Origin of the sequence: Mobilicoccus sp. (assembly GCF_032060985.1) — a bacterium.
GTDB lineage: Bacteria > Actinomycetota > Actinomycetes > Actinomycetales > Dermatophilaceae > Mobilicoccus.
Genome location: NZ_DAMBGD010000006.1, coordinates 21,998 through 42,381, shown reverse-complemented (window position 1 = coordinate 42,381; position 20,384 = coordinate 21,998). Strand labels below are relative to the sequence as shown.

General features: G+C 71.7%; 15 protein-coding genes. 12 read left to right on the top strand and 3 right to left on the bottom strand.

Annotated elements, in window-relative coordinates:
- The first annotated feature begins 47 nt into the window (after positions 1-47).
- From RT054_RS06610 to RT054_RS06575, 8 genes are all read left to right on the top strand, one after another.
- Entirely contained in the window at positions 48-1,613 is a 1,566-nt protein-coding gene (locus tag RT054_RS06610; RefSeq protein ID WP_313022685.1) for a leucyl aminopeptidase, read from the top strand.
- A gap of 400 nt (positions 1,614-2,013) precedes the next feature.
- Positions 2,014-4,116, top strand: a complete 2,103-nt coding sequence (locus RT054_RS06605; protein ID WP_313022683.1) for an acyltransferase family protein — start codon at positions 2,014-2,016, stop codon at positions 4,114-4,116.
- Positions 4,117-4,364: 248 nt separating this feature from the next.
- On the top strand, positions 4,365-5,756 hold the full coding sequence (gene lpdA, locus RT054_RS06600; RefSeq protein ID WP_313022681.1) for a dihydrolipoyl dehydrogenase: 1,392 nt from the start codon (positions 4,365-4,367) through the stop codon (positions 5,754-5,756).
- A gap of 180 nt (positions 5,757-5,936) precedes the next feature.
- A complete protein-coding gene (gene sucB, locus RT054_RS06595) occupies positions 5,937-7,862 on the top strand; it encodes a 2-oxoglutarate dehydrogenase, E2 component, dihydrolipoamide succinyltransferase (protein ID WP_313022680.1) in 1,926 nt (641 codons plus the stop codon).
- A gap of 404 nt (positions 7,863-8,266) precedes the next feature.
- Positions 8,267-9,166 carry a TIGR01777 family oxidoreductase gene (locus tag RT054_RS06590; protein ID WP_313022678.1) on the top strand — a complete coding sequence of 300 codons (900 nt, stop codon included), beginning with the start codon at positions 8,267-8,269 and terminating at the stop codon, positions 9,164-9,166.
- A 5-nt stretch (positions 9,167-9,171) separates the two neighbouring features.
- Positions 9,172-9,843 carry a lipoyl(octanoyl) transferase LipB gene (gene lipB, locus RT054_RS06585; protein WP_313022677.1) on the top strand — a complete coding sequence of 224 codons (672 nt, stop codon included), beginning with the start codon at positions 9,172-9,174 and terminating at the stop codon, positions 9,841-9,843.
- Between the two features lie 96 nt (positions 9,844-9,939).
- Entirely contained in the window at positions 9,940-10,968 is a 1,029-nt protein-coding gene (gene lipA, locus RT054_RS06580; RefSeq protein ID WP_312720637.1) for a lipoyl synthase, read from the top strand.
- A gap of 30 nt (positions 10,969-10,998) precedes the next feature.
- Entirely contained in the window at positions 10,999-11,754 is a 756-nt protein-coding gene (locus RT054_RS06575; protein WP_312720640.1) for a DUF4191 domain-containing protein, read from the top strand.
- A gap of 90 nt (positions 11,755-11,844) precedes the next feature.
- Here the strand turns inward: RT054_RS06575 and RT054_RS06570 are convergent, their stop codons facing one another.
- Complete coding sequence (locus RT054_RS06570) at positions 11,845-12,309, bottom strand: RDD family protein (RefSeq protein WP_313022675.1); 465 nt, start codon at positions 12,307-12,309, stop codon at positions 11,845-11,847.
- A 142-nt stretch (positions 12,310-12,451) separates the two neighbouring features.
- Here RT054_RS06570 and glnA point away from each other — a divergent pair, with 142 nt between their 5' ends.
- The 4 genes from glnA to RT054_RS06550 all read left to right on the top strand — a co-directional run bounded on the left by glnA (position 12,452) and on the right by RT054_RS06550 (position 17,781).
- Positions 12,452-13,876 (top strand): type I glutamate--ammonia ligase, encoded by a 1,425-nt coding sequence (gene glnA, locus RT054_RS06565; RefSeq protein WP_312720644.1) that lies wholly within the window; start codon positions 12,452-12,454, stop codon positions 13,874-13,876.
- 312 nt (positions 13,877-14,188) lie between these two features.
- Positions 14,189-15,166 carry a ketoacyl-ACP synthase III gene (locus RT054_RS06560; protein WP_312720647.1) on the top strand — a complete coding sequence of 326 codons (978 nt, stop codon included), beginning with the start codon at positions 14,189-14,191 and terminating at the stop codon, positions 15,164-15,166.
- Positions 15,167-15,430: 264 nt separating this feature from the next.
- The gene (locus tag RT054_RS06555; RefSeq protein ID WP_313022673.1) at positions 15,431-16,918 is read left to right on the top strand and encodes an amino acid permease; all 1,488 of its coding nucleotides are present in this window, start codon (positions 15,431-15,433) and stop codon (positions 16,916-16,918) included.
- Positions 16,915-17,781, top strand: a complete 867-nt coding sequence (locus tag RT054_RS06550; protein WP_313022672.1) for a universal stress protein — start codon at positions 16,915-16,917, stop codon at positions 17,779-17,781. Before RT054_RS06555 ends, RT054_RS06550 begins: the two co-directional genes overlap by 4 nt.
- A 264-nt stretch (positions 17,782-18,045) precedes the next feature.
- Here the strand turns inward: RT054_RS06550 and RT054_RS06545 are convergent, their stop codons facing one another.
- Both RT054_RS06545 and RT054_RS06540 read right to left on the bottom strand, forming a co-directional pair.
- The gene (locus RT054_RS06545) at positions 18,046-18,501 is read right to left on the bottom strand and encodes a helix-turn-helix transcriptional regulator (RefSeq protein WP_313022670.1); all 456 of its coding nucleotides are present in this window, start codon (positions 18,499-18,501) and stop codon (positions 18,046-18,048) included.
- Positions 18,498-20,366, bottom strand: coding sequence for a GAF domain-containing sensor histidine kinase (locus RT054_RS06540; RefSeq protein WP_313022668.1), 1,869 nt, complete (start codon positions 20,364-20,366; stop codon positions 18,498-18,500). Before RT054_RS06540 ends, RT054_RS06545 begins: the two co-directional genes overlap by 4 nt.
- Between the last annotated feature and the right edge of the window lie 18 nt (positions 20,367-20,384).

Genomic DNA, 20,384 nt, shown 5'->3' with positions numbered 1-20,384 from the left:
CGCTGCGCCCGGCATCCGCCGGTCGAACCCGATCCCAGGAGGACCACGTGAAGCTCGCCTTCGCCACCACCGCACCCGAGTCGACCCGGGCCGACGCGCTCGTCGTGTTCGCCGCCCCCGCCGCGACGAAGGGCGGTGCCCCGCGCCTGCTCGTCGCCGACGCCCTGCCGGGCGCCGCGGTCTCGCACATCGAGGAGGCGCTCACCGCCCTGCAGGCGAACGGCAAGGCCGACGAGGTCCGCACGCTCACCTCGGTGCCCAAGATCGACGCCCCCCTCGTCGTCGTCACCGGCGTCGGCAGGGTGCCCTCGGGCGAGCAGCCGACCCGGGAGTCCGTCCGCCGCGCGGCCGGCGCCGCGGCCCGCACCCTCGGTGGCCGGGAGTCCGCCGCCGTCGTCCTCCCCGTGGGCGCGCCGGAGTACGCCGCCGCGATCGCCTCGGGCCTCGTCCTCGGGGCCTACCGCTTCGATGAGCACCGCGGTGAGAAGGCACGCGCCGCGGCCACGGCCCCCCTCGCGTCCGCCACCGTCGTCACCGGCAGGAAGACCCGCGCCGCCGACGGCGGCAAGCTCTCCACCGACGACCTCGCGCGCGCCGTCGCCGAGGCGGAGGTCGTCGCGCGTCACCAGTGCTGGGCCCGGGACCTCGTCAACACCGCCCCCAACGAGCTGTACCCGCAGTCGTTCGCCGAGCTCGTCCAGAAGATGGCCGGCAAGGGCGTCAAGGTCGAGGTCATGGACGAGAAGGCCCTCCGCGCCGGCGGATTCGGCGGGCTGATCTCGGTCGGGCAGGGCTCGGCCCGTCCTCCGCGTCTCGTCACGATGACGTACGCGCCCCGCCGCGCCGCCGCCTCCCTCGCCTACGTGGGCAAGGGCATCACGTTCGACTCGGGCGGCCTGTCGCTCAAGCCCCCGGCGTCGATGATGACGATGAAGTCCGACATGGGCGGCGCCGCCGCGGTCGCCGCCGCGGTCCTCGCGGTCGCCGAGCTCGGCCTGCCCGTCGCCGTCACCGGATACCTGTGCCTCGCCGAGAACATGCCGAGCGGCACCGCCACCCGCCCCGGCGACGTCATCACCCAGCGCGGCGGGCTCACCGTCGAGGTGCTCAACACCGACGCGGAGGGCCGCCTCGTCCTCGGTGACGGCATCGCGTTCGCCGCCGAGGCGAAGCCCGACGCCATCATCGACATCGCCACCCTCACCGGCGCGCAGATCGTCGCGCTCGGCAAGCGCACCGCCGCCGTCCTCGCCAACGACGACGCCCTGCAGGGCGCGCTCACCCAGGCCGCCGCCGACGGCGGGGAGTCGGTGTGGCCGCTGCCGATCGCCGAGGAGATCCGCGGCCACATCGACAGCACCGTGGCCGACCTCAAGAACATCGGCGAGACCGGCACCGCGGGCACCCTCGCCGCCGCCGCGTTCCTGCGCGAGTTCGCCTCCCCGACCGGCGACGACGAGTCCGGTCGGACGCAGCCGTGGGGCCACATCGACATCGCCGGGCCCTCGTTCAACGAGGGCGGTCCGTGGGGATACACGGGCAAGGGCGCCACGGGTTTCGGCGTCGGCACCCTCGTGGAGTTCGCCCGCGGCTACACGGCCGACCGCACCTGACCGACCCGGGCCCCGCCGTCCCCGTCCTTCGGCCCGTGTCCCGACGGGCCGTCCGGACGGGACGACGGTCCGCCCGGCCCGCATGACCGCTCTCCGCCCACGGCCCCGACATCGCGAGATGCCGGGGCCGTGTCGCGTCGCGACCCCGAGCCCGCCGTCGTCCGAATCCCCCGAGCGCACAGCGAACCCCACACGAGCACAGGCACATCGCTCAGATCGACCCCGCCTCGGACGATGAGTCCCCCGATGGGCCTTCCCTCGGGCACACCACGCACCCGCGCCTCGACGTCCTCGTGACCGTCCTGGGTCTCGGGGCGTCCCGCCGACGGCCCGACGCAGGACACGGACCGGGCAGGAGCGAACTGATGGCTCGAGTGGGAGCACTCGTCGAGGGCGCGGCGTGAGCGCACGGTCCACCGCGCGCGTGGACTCCCTCGACGGCCTCCGGACGATCGCCGTCGTCCTCGTCGTCGCGTTCCACCTCGCCGTCCCGGGACTCGAGGGCGGCTACCTCGGCGTCGACGTCTTCTTCGTCCTCTCGGGCTTCCTCATCACCACGCTGCTGCTGCGTGAGCTGTCGGCCACCGGACGGATCGACCTCGGTCGCTTCTGGGCCCGCCGGGCGCTGCGCCTCATGCCCGCAGCTCTCGTCGTCGTCCTCGCGGTCGTGGTCTGGGGCCTGACGCTCGCGCCGCCGTTCCGGCGCCCCGCGATCGGCGCCGACGCGTTGTGGTCGCTGCTCTACGTGGGCAACTGGCGGTTCATCGCCTCCGCCGGGTACTTCGACGACGACGGCACCCGATCCCCGCTGCTGCACGTGTGGTCGCTCGCCGTCGAAGAGCAGTTCTACCTCGTCTGGCCGATCCTGCTCGGCCTGGTCGGCGCGCTGGCCTGGCGACGCGCCACCCGCCGGAGCCCTGCTCGCGCCCACGCCCCTCGCGCCGTGGTGCGCGACTCCGCCTCCCGCATCGAGACCGAACGTCGTCGTCGTCGGGCAGTCGTCCTCGCCGGGGGGATCACCGCACTCGTCCTCGCCGCCGCGTCGGCCACGTGGCTGTGGTGGCTGTACGAGCCGGGGTCCCCCGAACGCGCCTACATGGGCACCGACACGAGGATCTTCCAGCCCCTCATCGGCGCCGTCGCCGCCGCACTCATGACGCAGGCCCGCATCCAGCGCGTCGTCGTGCGCCACCACGTCGGCCTGATGGCGGCGGGGCTCCTCGGCATCGGGCTCGGCGTCGCGACGCTCGGCGGCCCCTCCCCCGCGTACTTCGCCGGGGGCGCGGTCGCGTTCGCGTGCGCCTGCGCCGTGCTCGTCGCCGCGGCGACGGCGGGTGGCAACGGCCACGTCGTCGCGCGGACCCTCGGCCTGCCGCCGCTCGCGTACCTGGGACGGATCTCCTACGGGATCTACCTGTGGCACTGGCCGCTCGTGGTGTGGCTGCTGCCGGGCGACGGTCCCTTCGACCCGCTGCGGTCCGCCCTCGTCGTCACCGGCACGATCACCCTCGCCTCGGTGAGCTATCACGTGCTCGAACTGCCCCTGCGCACCGGCGCCCTCACCCGCGTCGCCCCGCTGCGCCTGCTGCCGGTCGCCGCCGGATCCCTCGCGAGCGTCCTCGTCGTCTCGACGTTCCTCGGAGGCACGGCCCCGAGTCGGCTCAACCCTCTCTCGGCCTCCCTGCCCGCCGCCGCGGCCGAGAGCCCGACGGTGCTCGTCGTCGGCGACAGCGTCGCTCGTCGTCTCACCCCGGCCTTCGCCGACGCGGGAACCGCCCGCGGGGCCACCGTCGTCGGCGCCGCCCGCGGCGGCTGCCCGGCGCTCACGGTCCCCGCGCTCGGTGAGCACGACGTGCCGCTCGCCGACGGGGCCTGCACCGAGGCGGTGCGGCAGGCGCAGGACACCGCGGTCGCGGCCTACCACCCGAGCATCGTGTTGTGGTGGTCGCGGTACGAACTCGCCGACCGCCTCGGTGACGACGGCCGGGTCCTGCGGGCGGGGACGCCCGAGTTCTGGGCAGCCCAGCGCGCCTCGTTCCTCGCCGACTCCGCTCGCCTCACCGCCGGGGGCGCCGCCCTCGTCGTCGTCCTCACCGACCGCCCCGGGGTCGGCCTCGCCTCCCGCTGCGCCCCGGGCGCCTGTCACCCGTTCCTGCATCGCCTCTGGTACGAGGACGAACTCCGGCGTCAGTGGAACGATCTCGTCGTGCAGGCCGCCGCGAGGGACACCCGCATCCACGTCGTCTCCGCCGACGACCTCTACTGCCGCGACGACGCCGTGCCCTGCGACGACCGCCTGCCGGTCGTCGGAGCGGGCGGTGCGGCGGCCGGGGGCCCCGGTGGGTCCGCTGCGACGACGTCCGTCCCCCGTACCCGCACCGAGGTCCCGGTGCCGGAGGTGACGACCCTCGCCCGGCCCGACGGCTCGCACTTCTCCCCGCAGGCCGCGCCGGCGGTCGCCGGCGCCGTGCTCGACCGCACCCTCGCCGCCGCCCGGCGCTGAGGCGCGTCGGCCGGCGCGCCCCGCCGAGGGACCGACGCCGCGGTGACGGGAGGTGCCGGCCCTGGAGGACGGGCCGAGGCGGGCCCTGTGGCCCGTGTCACCCTCCGGGTCCCGGAAACGCCGCCGTTGGAGAACTCCCGTGCGAGGATTGGGCCCGTCGGCGCCGACCCCACCTCGGCGGCGCCGTCGGTCCGCCGCCACCGCGTCGGTACCGTCCCGCAGACCGCGCCCGATGAGGAGCCGCCCGCATGACCGACACGACCTCCGCCCCCGAGACCTTCGACATCGTCATCCTCGGTGGCGGCAGCGGCGGGTACGCCTGTGCGCTGAGGGCCGTGCAGCTCGGCAAGACCGTCGCCCTCGTCGAGAAGGACCTCCTCGGCGGCACGTGCCTCCATCGCGGATGCATCCCCACCAAGGCGTTCCTCCATGCGGCCGAGATCGCCGACAACGCCCGCGAGAGTGAGAGGTTCGGTGTGCGGGCGAGCTTCGACTCGATCGACATGCCCGGGGTCCTCGCGTACAAGGACGGCGTGGTGGGCCGCCTGCACAAGGGCCTCCAGGGGCTCGTCAAGTCAGGCGGCATCACCTACGTCCAGGGCGAGGGGCGGGTCGTCGCGCGCGACACCGTCGAGGTCGAGGGGCGACGCCTCCAGGGGTCTCACCTCGTGCTCGCGACCGGGTCGACGTCGAAGTCCCTCCCGGGGCTGGAGATCGGTGGCCGCATCGTCACCAGCGAGCAGGCCTTGGCGCTGGAGACCGTGCCCGCCCGGGTCGTCGTCCTCGGCGGCGGCGTCATCGGCTGCGAGTTCGCCTCGGTGTACCGGTCGTTCGGCTCCGAGGTGACGATCATCGAGGCCCTCCCCCGGCTCGTCGCGCTCGAGGACGAGGCGATCTCCACGGCGCTCGCGCGGGCGTTCAAGAAGCGCAAGATCGTCGCGAAGACCGGTGTGCGGTTCCAGAGCGCGACGCAGTCCGACGACGCCGTCACCGTCACCCTCGAGTCCGGCGAGAGCATCGAGGCCGACCTCCTGCTCGTCGCCGTCGGGCGTGGTCCCGTCACGGCCGGCCTGGGCTTCGAGGAGATCGGGGTCGAGATGGACCGCGGGTTCGTCCTCACCGACGAACGCTGCCGCACCGACGTCGAGGGCGTCCACGCGGTCGGCGACATCGTGCCCGGCCTCCAACTCGCCCACCGTGGGTTCGCCCAGGGCATCCTCGTCGCCGAGGACATCGCCGGGCTGCCCGTCCAACCCCTCGTGGAGTCCGGCATCCCTCGCGTCACCTATTCCGACCCCGAGATCGCCTCGGTGGGCCTCACCGAGGCCACCGCCAAGGAGCAGTTCGGGGCGGACGCGGTGGAATCGATCGAGTTCAACCTCGGCGGCAACGGCAAGTCCCAGATGCTCGCCACCGCGGGCTTCGTCAAGGTGATCCGCCGCAAGGACGGCCCCGTGATCGGCATCCACATGATCGGCGCCCGCATGGGCGAGCAGGTCGGCGAGGCCCAGCTCATCGTCGGGTGGGAGGCGCTGCCCGAGGAGGTCGCGCAGTTCCTCCACGCCCACCCCACGCAGAACGAATCCCTCGGCGAGGCCCACATGGCCCTCGCCGGTCGCCCCCTGCACGCCCACTCCTGATCGGCTCCGGCGATCCCGGATCCCATCCCGCCCCCGGGGCGCCTCGCCCCACCGGAGCGAAGGGAGCCACTCCCGGCCCCGACCTCACCAGACCACGACGCCCACCCCGGCCGCCCGCGCCGGAGCCGCGGCCCTCTTCTAGACTCGCGACATCACCGCACACCCGAGGAGACACGAGAAATGTCAGAACGCGTGACCATGCCGGCTCTGGGCGAGTCGGTCACCGAAGGCACCGTCACCCGCTGGCTCAAGAGCGTGGGCGACTCCGTGGAGGTCGACGAGCCGCTGCTCGAGGTCTCCACCGACAAGGTCGACACCGAGATCCCCTCGCCGGTGGCGGGCACGCTCACGAAGATCCTCGCCGAGGAGGACGAGACCGTCGAGGTCGGCGCCGACCTCGCGATCATCGGTGACCCCTCCGAGGCCGACGGCGGTGACGAGGGCGGCGATGGCGCCGAGTCCGACGACTCCGGGGGCGACACCGAGGAGAAGAAGGACGAGTCCGGCGCGCAGCGGGAGTCCGAGGAGACCGCCGAGGAGACCCCGGCGACGCCGTCCGCGGAATCCGACGAGCCGGAGAAGGCCGACACGTCGCAGGACTCGGGTGAGGCGCCGAAGGCGTCGTCCGGCGGCAGTGGTGGCGGTGGCGAGAAGGTCACGATGCCCGCGCTCGGCGAGTCGGTCACCGAGGGCACGGTCACCCAGTGGCTCAAGGCCGAGGGAGACGAGGTCGAGCTCGACGAGCCCCTCCTCGAGGTGTCCACCGACAAGGTCGACACCGAGATCCCCTCGCCGGTGGCGGGCACGCTCACGAAGATCCTCGTTCAGGAGGACGAGACCGTCGAGGTCGGCGCCGACCTCGCGATCATCGGTGGCGACGGTGGCGACGACTCCGGCGCGGCCGAACAGGACTCCGCCGACGAGGAGCCGGAGCCCGAGCCCGAGCCGGAGGAGAAGCCGACGGACACCTCCGAGAAGGACGCCCCGGAGGAGAAGCCGGAGAAGGCTGAGAAGCCGGAGAAGGCCGACTCTCCGACCGAGGCGAAGGCGTCCTCCGGTGGCAGCGGCGACGAGCAGGTGGCCGAGGAGACGTCGGCTCCGGCCAAGGGCGCCTCCGACGACGCCGAGTCGCCCGCCAAGGCGGAGGAGACCGACGCCTCGGCGTACGTCACCCCGCTGGTGCGCAAGCTCGCCGCGGACAACGACGTCGACCTCAACACCCTGAAGGGCACCGGCGTCGGCGGGCGTATCCGCAAGCAGGACGTCCTCGACGCCGCGCGGGCCGCCAAGGAGGCGGCCGAGAAGGAGAAGGAGGCCCCGGCTCCCGCCGAGTCGACCCCGGCTCCGCAGTCGGCGCCGTCGGGTTCGGCTGCGCCCTCCACGGTCCCGCAGCCGTCGGACAAGCGCGGCACGAGCCAGAAGATGTCGCGTCTGCGCAAGATCATCGCCCAGCGCATGGTCGAGTCGCTGCAGACGTCGGCGCAGCTCACGGCGGTCGTCGAGGTCGACATGTCCCGCGTCGCCGCGTTGCGTGCCCGCGCCAAGGCCGACTTCGAGAAGCGGGAGGGCGTCAAGCTCTCCTACCTCCCGTTCATCGCGCTCGCCACGGTGGAGACCCTCAAGGCGTTCCCGGTGCTCAACAGCAGCGTCGAGGGCGAGGAGATCGTCTTCCACGGTGCCGAGCACCTCGGGATCGCGGTCGACACCGAGCGCGGGCTGCTCGTGCCCGTCGTGCGTGACGCCGGTGACCTCAACATCGCGGGGATCGCCCGCAAGGTCGCCGACCTCGCCGAGCGCACCCGCACGAACAAGGTCACCCCCGACGAGCTCGGTGGCGGCACGTTCACGATCACGAACATCGGCAGCAACGGGTCGCTGCTCGACACGCCGATCATCAACCAGCCGCAGGTCGGCATCCTGGGCACCGGCGCGATCGTCAAGCGTCCGGTCGTCGTCCAGGACGAGTACGGCAACGACTCGATCGCCATCCGGCACATGCAGTACCTCGTCCTCACCTACGACCACCGCGCGGTCGACGGTGCGGACGCGGGCCGGTTCCTGTCGACGTTGAAGAAGCGCCTCGAAGAAGGCGCCTTCGAGGTCTGACGAAGTAGCGGGTTCCGGTGGGGTCGCACGAGCGCAGCGAGCCGACCCCGCCGGAGCACGCGTGAGGAAGACCGCAATAAACACGGTGGTCTGACGACGTAGCGGGTTCCGGTGGGGTCGCACGAGCGTAGCGAGCCGACCCCGCCTGGAGCCGCGTGAGGAAGACCGCGAGAAACACAGTGGTCTGACGATGTAGCGGGTTCCGGTGGGGTCGCACGAGTGCAGCGAGCCGCGCCCGCCGGGAGCCGCGTGAGGTGTGGTGAACGAGGCGGGGCGGTGGGTGCATCCACCGCCCCGCTCCGTTCCCGGCGTGTCGATCGTGTGGCGGTCGTGCCGGTCGGGATCGGGCGGAATGGGAGCCCCCGTAGGGGGTGTTCCGGTAGGACCACGACGAAGGAGTGGAGATGCGGGTAGCGATCACTGGGGCCTCGGGCCTCATCGGGTCCGCGCTGTCGCAGTCGCTGGTGACCCGGGGTGACGAGGTCGTCCATCTCGTGCGCCGCGATCCGAGGTCCGGCGCCGAGCGGCGGTGGACACCGGGTGAGCCGTTGGAGCCGGAGGTGCTCGCCGACGTCGACGCCGTGGTCCACCTCGCCGGGGCCGGAGTGGCCGACAAGCGGTGGACGCCGGAGTACCGCAAGGTCATCCGCCGCTCCCGCGTCGACGGCACCCGCACCCTCGCCGAGGGTGTGCTCGCACAGGCCCGCCCGATCCGGGTGGTGAGCGGGTCCGCGGTCGGGATCTACGGCAGCGACCGGGGCGAGGACGTGCTCACCGAGGACAGCGAGGGCGGTCGGGGTTTCCTCGCCGACGTCGTGCGGGCCTGGGAGGGGGAGATGCGTCCGGCCCTCGAGGGGGGTTCCCCCGTCGCCTTCGCGCGGACGGGCATCGTGCTCTCGCCCGACGGCGGCGCGATGGAGAAGGTGCTCCCGCTCGCGAAGTTCGGCCTCGGTGGACCCCTCGGCGACGGTCAGCAGTGGTGGCCGTTGGTCACCGTCGCCGACGAGGTCCGGGCCCTGCTGTGGCTCGTGGACCACCCGGAGATCACGGGCCCGGTGAACATCGCCTTGCCCGTATCGGTCCGCCAGGGCGAGTTCATGGCCCTGCTCGGTGACGTCCTCCACCGGCCCGCGGTGGTCCCGGCACCCGCGTTCGCCGTCCGTGCGATGCTCGGGCAGTTCGCCGAGGACATCCTCGGGAGTCAACGGGTCCAGCCCGCGGTCCTGCTCGAGTCGGGTTTCACGTTCGAGCACCCGGACGGCGCCTCCGCCGCCCGTTGGCTGGTCGGCCGCGACAAGGAGTGAACGACGTGCGCTACGAAGAGATGGGTTTCGCCCCCGACCTCGTCGACTACGTCGAGGCGTGGGAGCACCAGAGACAGGTCCACGCGGCGGTCGTCGCGGGTGAGCTCCCCGACACCGTCATCCTGCTCGAACACGCGGCGACCTACACCGCCGGCAAGCGCACCGAGCCCCACGAGCGCCCGTTCGACGGCACGCCCGTGGTCGAGGTCGACCGCGGTGGCAAGATCACCTGGCACGGCCCGGGTCAACTCGTCGGGTACCCGATCGTGCACCTCCCGGGTCCGGTCGACGTCGTCGCCCACGTGCGACGCCTCGAAGACGCGATGATCGGCGTCTGCGCCGACCTCGGCGTCGAGGCCGGCCGGGTCGAGGGCCGTAGCGGTGTGTGGATCGCCGCCGACGAGCGCCGACCCGAGCGGAAGATCGGCGCGATCGGCATCCGCGTCAGCCACGAGGTGACGATGCACGGCTTCGCGCTCAACTGCGACTGCGACCTGTCCTGGGGCGGCGTCATCGTCCCGTGCGGGATCGCCGACGCCGGGATCACCAACCTGTCGCTGGAGCTCGGGCGCGACGTCACCGTCGCCGAGGTCCTGCCGCTCGCCAAGGCCCACCTCGACCGGGTTCTCGATCCGGTCTCCCGGCACGAGGCCCGAGCCTCGGTCGCCCCCGCATGACGTTCTTCGGCGGTCCGGACGCGTGTCCATGACGTGCCGGACCCCCACAGCTCCCCCGAGTACCCTGGGAGCCCCCCACCACGGAGAGGACTACTCGTGACCGTCGCACCAGAGGGTCGTCGACTGCTCCGCGTCGAGGCGCGAAACGCCGAGACGCCGATCGAGCGCAAGCCGTCGTGGATCCGGACCACCGCGAAGATGGGCCCGGAGTACGCGGCGATGACCAAACGGGTGTCGGGCCAGGGCCTGCACACCGTGTGCCAGGAGGCCGGGTGTCCCAACATCTTCGAGTGTTGGGAGGACCGCGAGGCCACGTTCCTCATCGGCGGTGACACCTGTACCCGCCGCTGCGACTTCTGCGACATCGCCACCGGGCGCCCCGGGCCGCTGGACCTCGACGAGCCGCGCAAGGTCGCCGAGTCCATCGCCCAGATGAACCTGCGGTACGCGACGATCACCGGTGTCGCCCGCGACGACCTCGCCGACGGCGCGGCCGGGCTGTACGCCGACACGATCCGGGCCGTCCACGCCCTCAACCCGAACACGGGCGTCGAGATCCTCCCGCCCGACTTCGGCGCCAAGCCCGAGCTCGTCGGCCAGGTCTTCGACGCCCGGCCCGAGGTGTTCGCCCACAACCTCGAGACGGTGCCGCGCATCTTCCGCGCGATCCGCCCGGCGTTCACGTACGAGAAGTCCCTCAAGGTCATCTCGATGGCCAAGGAGGAGGGCCTCGTGACGAAGTCCAACCTCATCCTCGGCATGGGTGAGGAGGAGGAGGAGATCGCGCAGGCGATCCGCGACCTGCACGACGCGGGCTGCGACATCCTCACGATCACGCAGTACCTGCGGCCCTCCTCGCTGCACCACCCCATCGACCGGTGGGTCAAGCCCGAGGAGTTCATCGCCTGGTCGGAGTTCGCCGAGGGCGTCGGGATGCTCGGCGTCATGGCCGGGCCCCTGGTCCGCTCCTCCTACCGCGCGGGTCGGCTGTGGGCGCAGGCCATGCGCCGCGCCGGACGTGCCCTGCCCGACCACCTCGCCCACCTCGCCCAGAACGCCGACGAACCTGCTCGCCAGGAGGCCGCGACGCTCTTGGAGCGTCGCGTCACCGCCGGCTCGCGCTGACCACCGAGAACCAAGGAGCACGACCACACGATGGCCCGTTTCGGCAGACGCGGCGGCGCGACCGCCGTCAAGGCACCCAAGAAGCCGCGGTTCGAGAAGCTTCGGCAGATCTACGGACTCGCCAAGCACGACGACCCACAGATCATGGCCAAGCTCGTCGGGATCGCCCTCGCGGTGACGGCCGTCGGCCTGCTCATCGGCCTCGCGATCGACCGTCCGGTGTACCTGGCGTTCGTGTTCCTGCCGCTCGGCGTGCTCGCGGCGTTCATCTTCCTCACCCGTCGTGCCGAGCGGGCCGCCTACGGCGCGCTCGAAGGCCGCCCTGGTGCCGGCGGCGCCGTCCTCCAGGGTCTGCGCCGCGGGTGGAGCTACAGCGAGGAGCCGGTCGCCGTCGAGGGGGGCCGGGGCGCCAACTTCCACGACGCCGCCATGGTGTTCCGCGCCGTGGGTCTGCCGGGGGTCGTCCTCATCGGTGAGGGACCGACGGGCCGGGCCTCGAAGCTGCTGCTCAACGAGAAGCGCAAGGTCAACCGCCTCACGCCCAACGTGCCCGTCACGCTGTTCCGCATCGGCTCCGGGGACGCGAACCCCAAGACGGGTGAGATCGTCGTCGCGCCCCGCGACGTCGTCAAGCGCATGCGCAAGCTGCCCAAGTCGCTCACCAAGACCGAGGTCACCGAGGTCGACCGTCGCTTGCGTGCCCTGGGCGCCCAGCGTCCGCCGATCCCCAAGGGCATCGACCCCAACCGGGTCCGCTCGATGGGCCGCGGTGGTCAGTTCCGCTGATCGTCCACGGCGACACCGAACGCCGAACGCCGCACTCCCGCCTCGGGGGGTGCGGCGTTCGGCGTGTGGGGGTCCGCCCGGCGTGGGGGGTCAGCGGGCCCGGACGAGGACGGTGCCGGCCAGTCGGTCGTGGAGCCCACGCCGGTCACGGTCGTAGATGAGACCGGGGACGAGCACGGCGACGGCGAGGGTACGGATGAGCGCGGCCACCGGCCCGGCCCAGCCGCCGTCGGTGCGGACGACGCGGAGGCCGAGGAGTCGGTGGCCGATGGTGTAGCCGCCGCTGCCGACCATGAGCAGATGCATGACGAGGAACACGAGGCTGGGCAGGAACGCGGCGAGGCCGCCCTGCCCCTGCCGGTACCCGAGGAGCGTCATGGCGAGGAGTTGGCAGACGACGCCGTCGATGAGGAGCGCGGGGATGCGCCTGCTGAACGAAGACATCGAGCCCGGTCCGTGCTCGGGCAGGCCGAGGTCGGCCCCGGGGTAGCTCTGGGGAGCGGTGTCGCGGGGAGGTCCGGAGAGCCAGGAGCCGATGTCGCGACGGTCGATCATGCCGGTCACCCTACCGGGCGGCCCGCGACACGAAACATCGCCGAAACATGGCGGTGACGATCGGTTAACGGCCACTGGTTAACCTGCGCGGGACAGAACGTGGGCGGGACTCCCGTCCTCGTCGAGCAGCGAAGGGATCGCCGTGTTCACCACTCCAGAAGAAGTGCTCAAGTACATCGAGGATGAGGGCGTCGAGTTCGTCGACATCCGCTTCTGCGACCTCCCCGGTGTGATGCAGCACTTCAACGTGCCCGCGAAGAGCGTCGACCTCGACTTCTTCACCGAGGGTCAGGCCTTCGACGGGTCCTCGATCCGCGGCTTCCAGGCCATCCACGAGTCGGACATGAAGCTCGTGCCGGATGTGAAGACGGCATACCTCGACCCGTTCCGTGAGCGCAAGACGCTCATCATGAACTTCTCGATCGTGGATCCGTTCACGGACGAGCCGTACTCGCGTGACCCTCGTAACATCGCGCAGCGGGCCGAGGCCTACCTGCTGTCGACCGGCATCGCCGACACGGCGTACTTCGGCGCGGAGGCGGAGTTCTACGTGTTCGACGACATCCGCTTCGAGAACTCGGCGCAGTCGACGTTCTACAAGCTGGACTCGGTCGAGGCGGCGTGGAACACGGGGCGCGAGGAGGAGGGCGGCAACCGCGGGTACAAGACCGCGTTCAAGGGCGGGTACTTCCCCGTGCCGCCGGTGGACCACTTCGCCGACATCCGTGACGAGATGTGCCTGAAGCTCGCGGACGTGGGCCTGGAGGTCGAGCGCAGCCACCACGAGGTGGGGACGGCCGGCCAGCAGGAGATCAACTACCGCTTCAACACGATGCTCCAGGCGGGCGACGACGTGATGAAGTTCAAGTACGTCATCAAGAACGTCGCGTGGAACGCGGGCAAGAGCGCGACGTTCATGCCGAAGCCGCTCTTCGGTGACAACGGGTCGGGCATGCACACGCACCAGTCCCTCTGGAAGGACGGCGAGCCGCTGTTCTACGACGAGCAGGGCTACGGCGGTCTGTCGGACATCGCGCGGTGGTACATCGGTGGTCTGCTCAAGCACGCCCCGGCGCTGCTCGCGTTCACGAACCCGTCGGCGAACTCCTACCACCGCCTCGTGCCCGGCTTCGAGGCACCGGTCAACCTCGTGTACTCGGCGCGTAACCGCTCGGCCTGTATCCGCATCCCGGTGGCGGGGGCGTCGCCGAAGGCGAAGCGCATCGAGTTCCGCATCCCGGACCCCTCGGCCAACCCGTACCTGTCCTTCGCGGCACAGCTGATGGCCGGGCTGGACGGGATCCGTAACCGCATCGAGCCGCCGGAGCCGATCGACAAGGACCTGTACGAGCTGCCCCCGGAGGAGCACGCCGACATCGAGCAGGTGCCGTGCACGCTGGAGCAGGTCCTGGACGCCCTCGAGGCGGACCACGAGTTCCTGCTCGAGGGCGAGGTCTTCAGCGAGGACCTCATCCGCGCGTGGATCGATTGGAAGCGGGACAACGAGGTGGCGCCGTTGCGGTTGCGGCCGCATCCGTACGAGTTCCAGATGTACTACGACATCTGATCCCGGAGCGGGGCCCGGTAGGACCGGAGCGCAGCGAGGATCCTGCCGGGCGTCGCGCAGGGTCGATGTCGAATAGGAACCGCGTCATCGCCCGGTCGCAGGAATCAGCACAGATCTGACCGGTGACCAGCAGCAGGGCGCGAGCACCGCGTACGCCGAACGGGGCGGGTAGGGGTCACAGACCCGGCACCCGCCCCGTTCGGCATCCCAGGGCGACGTCCGACGACGGCGCTCCTGTGTCCAGCCTCACCACGAACCACTACCTCTGGGTAGGGCGGTGTGGGGAGACTGGTGGCGGCGAAGGGAGCTGAGATGGACATCGCGGTGTGGGGTACGGGGTCGTACGTGCCGGAGCGGGTCGTCGACAACGACGAGGTGGGTGCGCGGGCCGGCGTGGACGATGCGTGGATCACGGCGAAGACCGGGATCAAGGAGCGCCGCTGGGTGGCGGACGATCAGGCGACGTCGGATCTGGCGATCGCGGCGGCACGCGCAGCGGTGGCGTCGGCGGGTGTGGCGGTGGAGGACCTGACGGCGGTCATCGTGGCGACGTCGTCGCCGGATCACCCCCAGCCGCCGACGGCGGTGTACGTGCAGAACGCGTTGGGGGCGGTGAATGCGGCGGCGTTCGACATGAACGCGGTGTGCAGCGGCTTCGTGTTCGCGACGGCGGTGGCGTCGCGGATGATCGCGGGTGGTGGGGGCCACGCGGTGGTGATCGGGGCGGACGTGTACTCGCGGGTCCTCAATCCGGAGGATCGGCGGACCGTCGTGCTGTTCGGTGACGGGGCCGGTGCGGTGGTGCTGGGACCGGCGAAGTCGAAGGGTCACGGGGTGGTGGCGACGCAGCTGCACACGTTCGGTGACATGAACGACCGGATCATCGTGCCGGCGGGTGGGAGTCGGATCCCGATGGAGGACCGTCACTACGAGACGGGTCTGGCCTACTTCACGATGCAGGGTCGTGCGGTGAAGGAGTTCGTGCTGGAGCAGCTCCCGCCGATGGTCGAGGAGTTCCTCGCGTCGGCGGGGGTGTCGCCGGAGGAGGTCGACCACTTCGTTCCGCACCAGGCGAACGGGTTGATGTTGGCGGAGTTGCTGCCGGCCTTGAAGCTGTCGCGGGCGACGATGCACGACACGGTTCAGCGGTACGGCAACACGGGCGCGGCCTCGGTGGGGATCACACTCGACGACGCGGCCCGCGCCGGCCGCCTGCAGCCCGGTGACCTGATCCTGCTGGCCGGGTTCGGAGGCGGCATGGCGGCGGGTCTGGCGTTGCTGCGATGGTGACCCCGGGCTAGGGCGCCGCCCCGTCCACGTCTGCCCCGACGTGCCGGTCACCTCGACGAGATCTCCGGGTACCGGCAGGCCCCGTCACGGGGATCGTCGTGGGTCGCCCGAGAGGGCCGGGTGACGGTGCTCCCCGCACGGGATGAGGACCCGATTCACGAGACCCGGGACATGTTCCGCGTTTCGAGGGCCTGGACGTCGCCGACCTGGCAGGCTGCACCCGTACTGCGCAGCTGCGCGACGTCCAGGGAAGTGAGCAAGCGAATGACGCTTCGAGAACAGATCATGCGCCGCAAGCCGTTGGCCCCGGTCAACACCGGGGACACCGGCGACCTCAAGCGCTCCATCGGCACCTTCCAGCTCACGATGTTCGGTGTCGGGGCCACCGTCGGCACCGGCATCTTCTTCGTCCTGCAGGAGGCGGTCCCGGATGCGGGGCCGGCGGTGCTCGTCTCGTTCCTCGTCGCCGGTCTCGCCGCAGGTCTCTCGGTGCTCTGTTACGCCGAGCTCGCTGCGGCCATCCCCGTCAGCGGGTCGACGTACTCCTACGCCTACCACGCCCTCGGCGAGGGCATGGCGATGGTCATCGCGGCCTGTGTGCTTCTCGAGTACGGCGTGTCGACCTCGGCGGTGGCCGTCGGCTGGAGCGGGTACTTCAACGAGCTCACCCAGGGCTTGTTCGGGTGGCGCCTCCCGGACGCGTTGTCGTACGCCCCCATCCCGTTCGAGGACGGCACGGTCGGCCTCATCAACCTGCCCGCGGTCGTCCTCGTGTTCCTGTGCATGACGCTGCTGCTGCGCGGAGCGACGGAGTCGGCGTTCGTCAACACGGTCATGGTGCTCATCAAGCTGTCGGTGCTCGTCATGTTCGCCGTCATCGCCTTCACGGCGTTCCAGGCCGACCGGTTCGACAACTTCTGGGGCGCCGGGGCGCACGGCATCAGCGCGGCGGCCGCGACGATCTTCTTCTCGTTCATCGGCCTCGACGCGGTCGCGACCGCCGGTGAGGAGGTCAAGGATCCACAGAAGGCGCTGCCACGGGCGCTCATGGCCGCCCTCGGCGTCGTCATCGCCGTCTACCTGCTCGTCGCCGCCGCGGGCGTCGGTTCGCAGCCGCTCGAGGAGTTCAGCAACCCCGAGCAGCAGAGCGCCGGGCTCGCCGTCATCCTGCGCACCATCACGGGCTCGGAGATCCCCGCGATCGTCCTCGCGGCGGGTGCCGTGATCTCGGTCTTCTCCGTCACCCTCGTCACCCTCTACGGGCAGACCCGCATCCTGTTCGCCATGGGACGCGACGGCATGGTCTCCCCCAAGTTCGCGCACGTGAACACCCGCACGATGACGCCGAACTACAACACGATCATCGTCTCGATCGTCATCGCGATCATCGCCGGCATCGTCCCGGCGGGGTACCTGTGGGACACGGTCTCGATCGGCACCCTCGTCGCGTTCTCCGTCGTGGCCGTCGGCGTCATCGTGCTCCGCCGCACCAACACGGAGCTGTACCGCCCGTTCCGCGTGCCGGGCTATCCCGTCACGCCGATCCTCACCGTGGCCGCCTGCGGCTACGTCCTCTACGGTCTGTCCTGGCACACGTGGGCGACGTTCTTCGTGTGGTTGGCGATCGTCCTCACCTTCTACTTCGTGTACGGCCGCAAGCACGCCGCCCTGGCCCGACGCGGTGGCGCCGCCGAACATCCCCACGCCGCCGACGAACCCGTCTCACCGATCCCCGAGGAGGACCACCGATGACCTCGACCTACGTCGTGGGCTGGAGCCCGTTCCACCGGGACTCGGGCGCCGTCGAACTCGCCTGTCGTCTGGCCCGCTCCACGGGCGCGCGGCTGCACGTCCTGTCGGTCATGCCCTCGGGATGGGGTGGCATCGGTCGCCGCGATCCCGAGGCCGCCGAGCGCGAGGGCGAACGCGCCGTCGAGGAGGCCCGCCGTCATCTCGACGCCGCGGGCATCGACGGCGACGTCGTCGCGTCGACCGCGAGGTCGGTCCCCCAGGCGCTGCTCGACGCGGTGGAGGAGACACAGGCGGTCGCGATCTTCCTCGGATCGGGCAGCGAGGCGCCGATCGGCCGGATCGACGTGTCGTCGAAGGCCGGAAGGTTGCTCCACTCGAGCCCGGTGCCGGTGGCCCTCGCGCCGCGGGGGTATCGCGTGCGGCGCGGGGAGAACGCCGGGCTCGAGCGGGTCACGTGCGCGTTCCGCGACGAGGCGTCGTCGCACACCGCACTCGAACGGGCCGAGATCCTCGCCGATGCGGCGTGCGTCCCCCTGCGCGTCGTCACGTTCGGCGTCGAGCCGCGCCGCATGATCCCGACCGAGGTGAGCGGCGACGCGCAGATGGTCCTCGACGAGTGGCGGGTGCAGGCCGGCCGGGCGCTCGACGAGGCGATCGCGGGTCTCGACCGCGTCGTGCACAGCGGTGAGATCTTCATCGGACGGACCTGGGACGAGGCCCTCCACGAGACGGACTGGCAGGAGGGCGACCTCCTCATGGTCGGCTCCTCCTCGACGAGCCCGATCGCGCAGGTGTTCCTCGGCTCCAGTGCCACGAAGATCGTGCGGCACTCCCCCGTTCCCGTGGCCGTCGTGCCGCGCTAGGACGCCGGAGGCCCGACATCCCGTCGGGACGACCGACACGCCCTCGCCCCTCGCTCGAGTGGGCGAGGGCGTGTCGTCTCCCTCGAGTTCGGCGACGGTCAGGAGGCCGTGCGCCCGGGTTCAGGATCGCAAGAACCACCCCGCCCGGTCTCAGGGTCGGGGCGACCCATCGACACGAGGCGCGAGTCGCGGTGTGTCGGGCGGTGATCGGTTGTCGACAAAGACGAGGACGTCTCACTCTTCGGACGTCGCGCCGGGAAGCGGTCACTCGTCCCCGCGTGCCCCGGCCGCCGGCTCGCTCGTCGGTTCCTCGAGCACGGCCGCCAGCCTCGCCGCGAGGTCGGTGGGCAACCCGCTCACGCCGCGGGCGGCAAGCCTCAGCGAGGCTCGGGCGGCCTGCGACTCGGCCCGTGCCCCGGCCACGGCTCGCTCGGCCTCCTCGGCCCGGTCCAGGTGGCCGCGCAGCGCGAGATGGTCCGGCCGGGACACCTCCCCCAGGCCCGCGAGCACGGTGACCTCGACATGGAGCAGGGTCGCAAGGTCACAGGCCTCGGTGAGGCGCAGCGGGCGCAGGCCCTTCTCGGTCTTGACGACGGTCTGCTGATGCCAGGCGTGTCCGCGCGCGGCCATCGCCTCGGCGAGGCGCGCCTGGGTGAGTCCCACCTGTTCACGCAGTTCCTGCAGGGCCGCGCCGATCCGCGCATCCGACGTCGCGGTCATCGGGACGACCCGCCCGGGGACGCCGCCGTCTCCTCCGCCCGGGCCACCGACGCGTCGGTGGTGGGCTCGTCGGCGGCCTCCGCGCGCCGGCCGGTGGGGTCGTCTCCGTGCCCCTCACGCGCCGCGTCGAGCCCGGCGTCGAGCGGGACCGACCACCGGATCATCGTCCCGGAGGGTTCGGTCGACGTGGCCGAGAACGAGCCGCCGTGGCACGCGGCCCGACCGGCGAGGTTGGCCAAGCCGCTGCGGTCGGCGTCTCGGCGCAGGCCGACGCCGTTGTCGACGACCGTGACGACGAGGTCGTCGCCGGTGTTGACGACCCGCACACGGGCGTCGGTGGCGCGGGCGTGCCGCGCCACGTTCGACAGGGCCTCGCGGACGACCGCGACGACGTCGGGCACGAGGTCGGGCCCGATGTCCGACAGGCGACCCTCGAACGACACGTCGGGAACGAACCCGAAGGCGACCGTGGCCTTCTCGACGACCGACTCGAGCTCGGGGCCCAGCCCGCCCTGGGGGAACCCGTGGTGGAGCTCGAAGATCGCCGACCGGATGTCCTTGACGGCGAGGTCGAGTTCGTCGACGACGAACTCGACGCGTTCGGCGACCCTGCCCTCGGTGTGGCGACTCACGGCCTGCAGGGTGAGCCCCGCGGCGAAGAGGCGCTGGATGACGTGGTCATGCATGTCGCGGGCGATGCGATCACGGTCCTCGAGCAGGACGGCGTGGGAGCGGTGTCGCTGGGCCCGGGCCGCCTCGATCGCGAGGCCCATGCGGTCGGCGAACCCGGTGAGGAGGTCCATCGTCTCCCCCACGTCCGCGGGCGCGGCCGCTCCCCACGACAGGAGGACGAGCCCGACCTCGACCTGCCCGACCGCCATCGGGACGACGGCCGTCGTCGCCGGCCCGTCGAGTCCCGCGGGCCCGCGCACCTGGTGGGAGAGGTCGCCCTCGTCCGTGTCCCCCGGCTCGACCCGCAGCATGACCGGGGTGCGGCTCGCCATGAGCAGACGCCACCGGTGGTCGGTGAGCACCTTGCCACGCAACCCCAGGCCCTTGCCGACGGCGTCGACGGCCTGCACGACGAGCCCGCCGTCGGGGTCGGGCACGAGGAGCGCGGCGAGTTCGGCCTCCCCGAGATCGCGCGCGTACTTGACCGTCCGGGCCAGGGCGGAACGTTCGTTCCGCCCCTCCAGGAGGGTCTGGGTGAGTTCGCCGACCGCCTTCGACCACTGCTCGGCGCGCCGGGCACGACGGTAGAGCTGGGCGTTCTCCACGGCGATCCCGGCCGCGGCGGCGAGGGCGACGAGCACCGACTCGTCGTCCTCCGTGAACTGCCGGCCGCCGGACTTCTCCGTGAGGTACAGGTTGCCGAAGACGACGCCCCGCACGCGGATCGGGACCCCGATGAACGACGTCATCGGCGGATGTCCCGGCGGGAACCCGACCGCCTCGGGATGGGCGCCGAGGTCGGCGATGCGGTGCGGGACGGGATCGGAGAGCAGGAGACCGAGGACGCCGGCACCACGTGGCGGGTGGCCGAGCCGGGCGACCTCCTCGGTGGTCATCCCCTGCTGGACGAACTCGACGAGGTGGCCACCGGCCGGGTCGACCACACCGACGGCGCCGTACCGCGCGTCGAGCAGGGCGCAGGCCGACTCGACGACGTGGGAGAGGACGACCTGCAGGTCGAGCTCGCTACTCATCGCGACGACCGCGTCGAGGAGCGAGGCGAGCCGCGTCTGGAACCGGGTGGCGCCGTGGGCGCGGGTGCGGATCTCCGCGAGAAGGTCCTCGAGGTCCAGCATCGACGGCGTCGGGAGACCGGGGAGGGCCGGGCCGGTGGAGGGATCCGCGTCGCTCATCCCGTCAGGTTACCGGCG

Excerpts from the sequence above, each read along its gene's own strand:
- lpdA (WP_313022681.1), top strand. The coding sequence starts at position 4,365 with ATGACCGACACGACCTCCGCCCCCGAGACCTTCGACATCGTCATCCTC.
- sucB (WP_313022680.1), top strand. The coding sequence starts at position 5,937 with ATGTCAGAACGCGTGACCATGCCGGCTCTGGGCGAGTCGGTCACCGAA.
- RT054_RS06590 (WP_313022678.1), top strand. The coding sequence starts at position 8,267 with ATGCGGGTAGCGATCACTGGGGCCTCGGGCCTCATCGGGTCCGCGCTG.
- RT054_RS06575 (WP_312720640.1), top strand. The coding sequence starts at position 10,999 with ATGGCCCGTTTCGGCAGACGCGGCGGCGCGACCGCCGTCAAGGCACCC.
- RT054_RS06570 (WP_313022675.1), bottom strand. The coding sequence starts at position 12,309 with ATGATCGACCGTCGCGACATCGGCTCCTGGCTCTCCGGACCTCCCCGC.
- RT054_RS06560 (WP_312720647.1), top strand. The coding sequence starts at position 14,189 with ATGGACATCGCGGTGTGGGGTACGGGGTCGTACGTGCCGGAGCGGGTC.
- RT054_RS06555 (WP_313022673.1), top strand. The coding sequence starts at position 15,431 with ATGACGCTTCGAGAACAGATCATGCGCCGCAAGCCGTTGGCCCCGGTC.
- RT054_RS06550 (WP_313022672.1), top strand. The coding sequence starts at position 16,915 with ATGACCTCGACCTACGTCGTGGGCTGGAGCCCGTTCCACCGGGACTCG.
- RT054_RS06545 (WP_313022670.1), bottom strand. The coding sequence starts at position 18,501 with ATGACCGCGACGTCGGATGCGCGGATCGGCGCGGCCCTGCAGGAACTG.
- RT054_RS06540 (WP_313022668.1), bottom strand. The coding sequence starts at position 20,366 with ATGAGCGACGCGGATCCCTCCACCGGCCCGGCCCTCCCCGGTCTCCCG.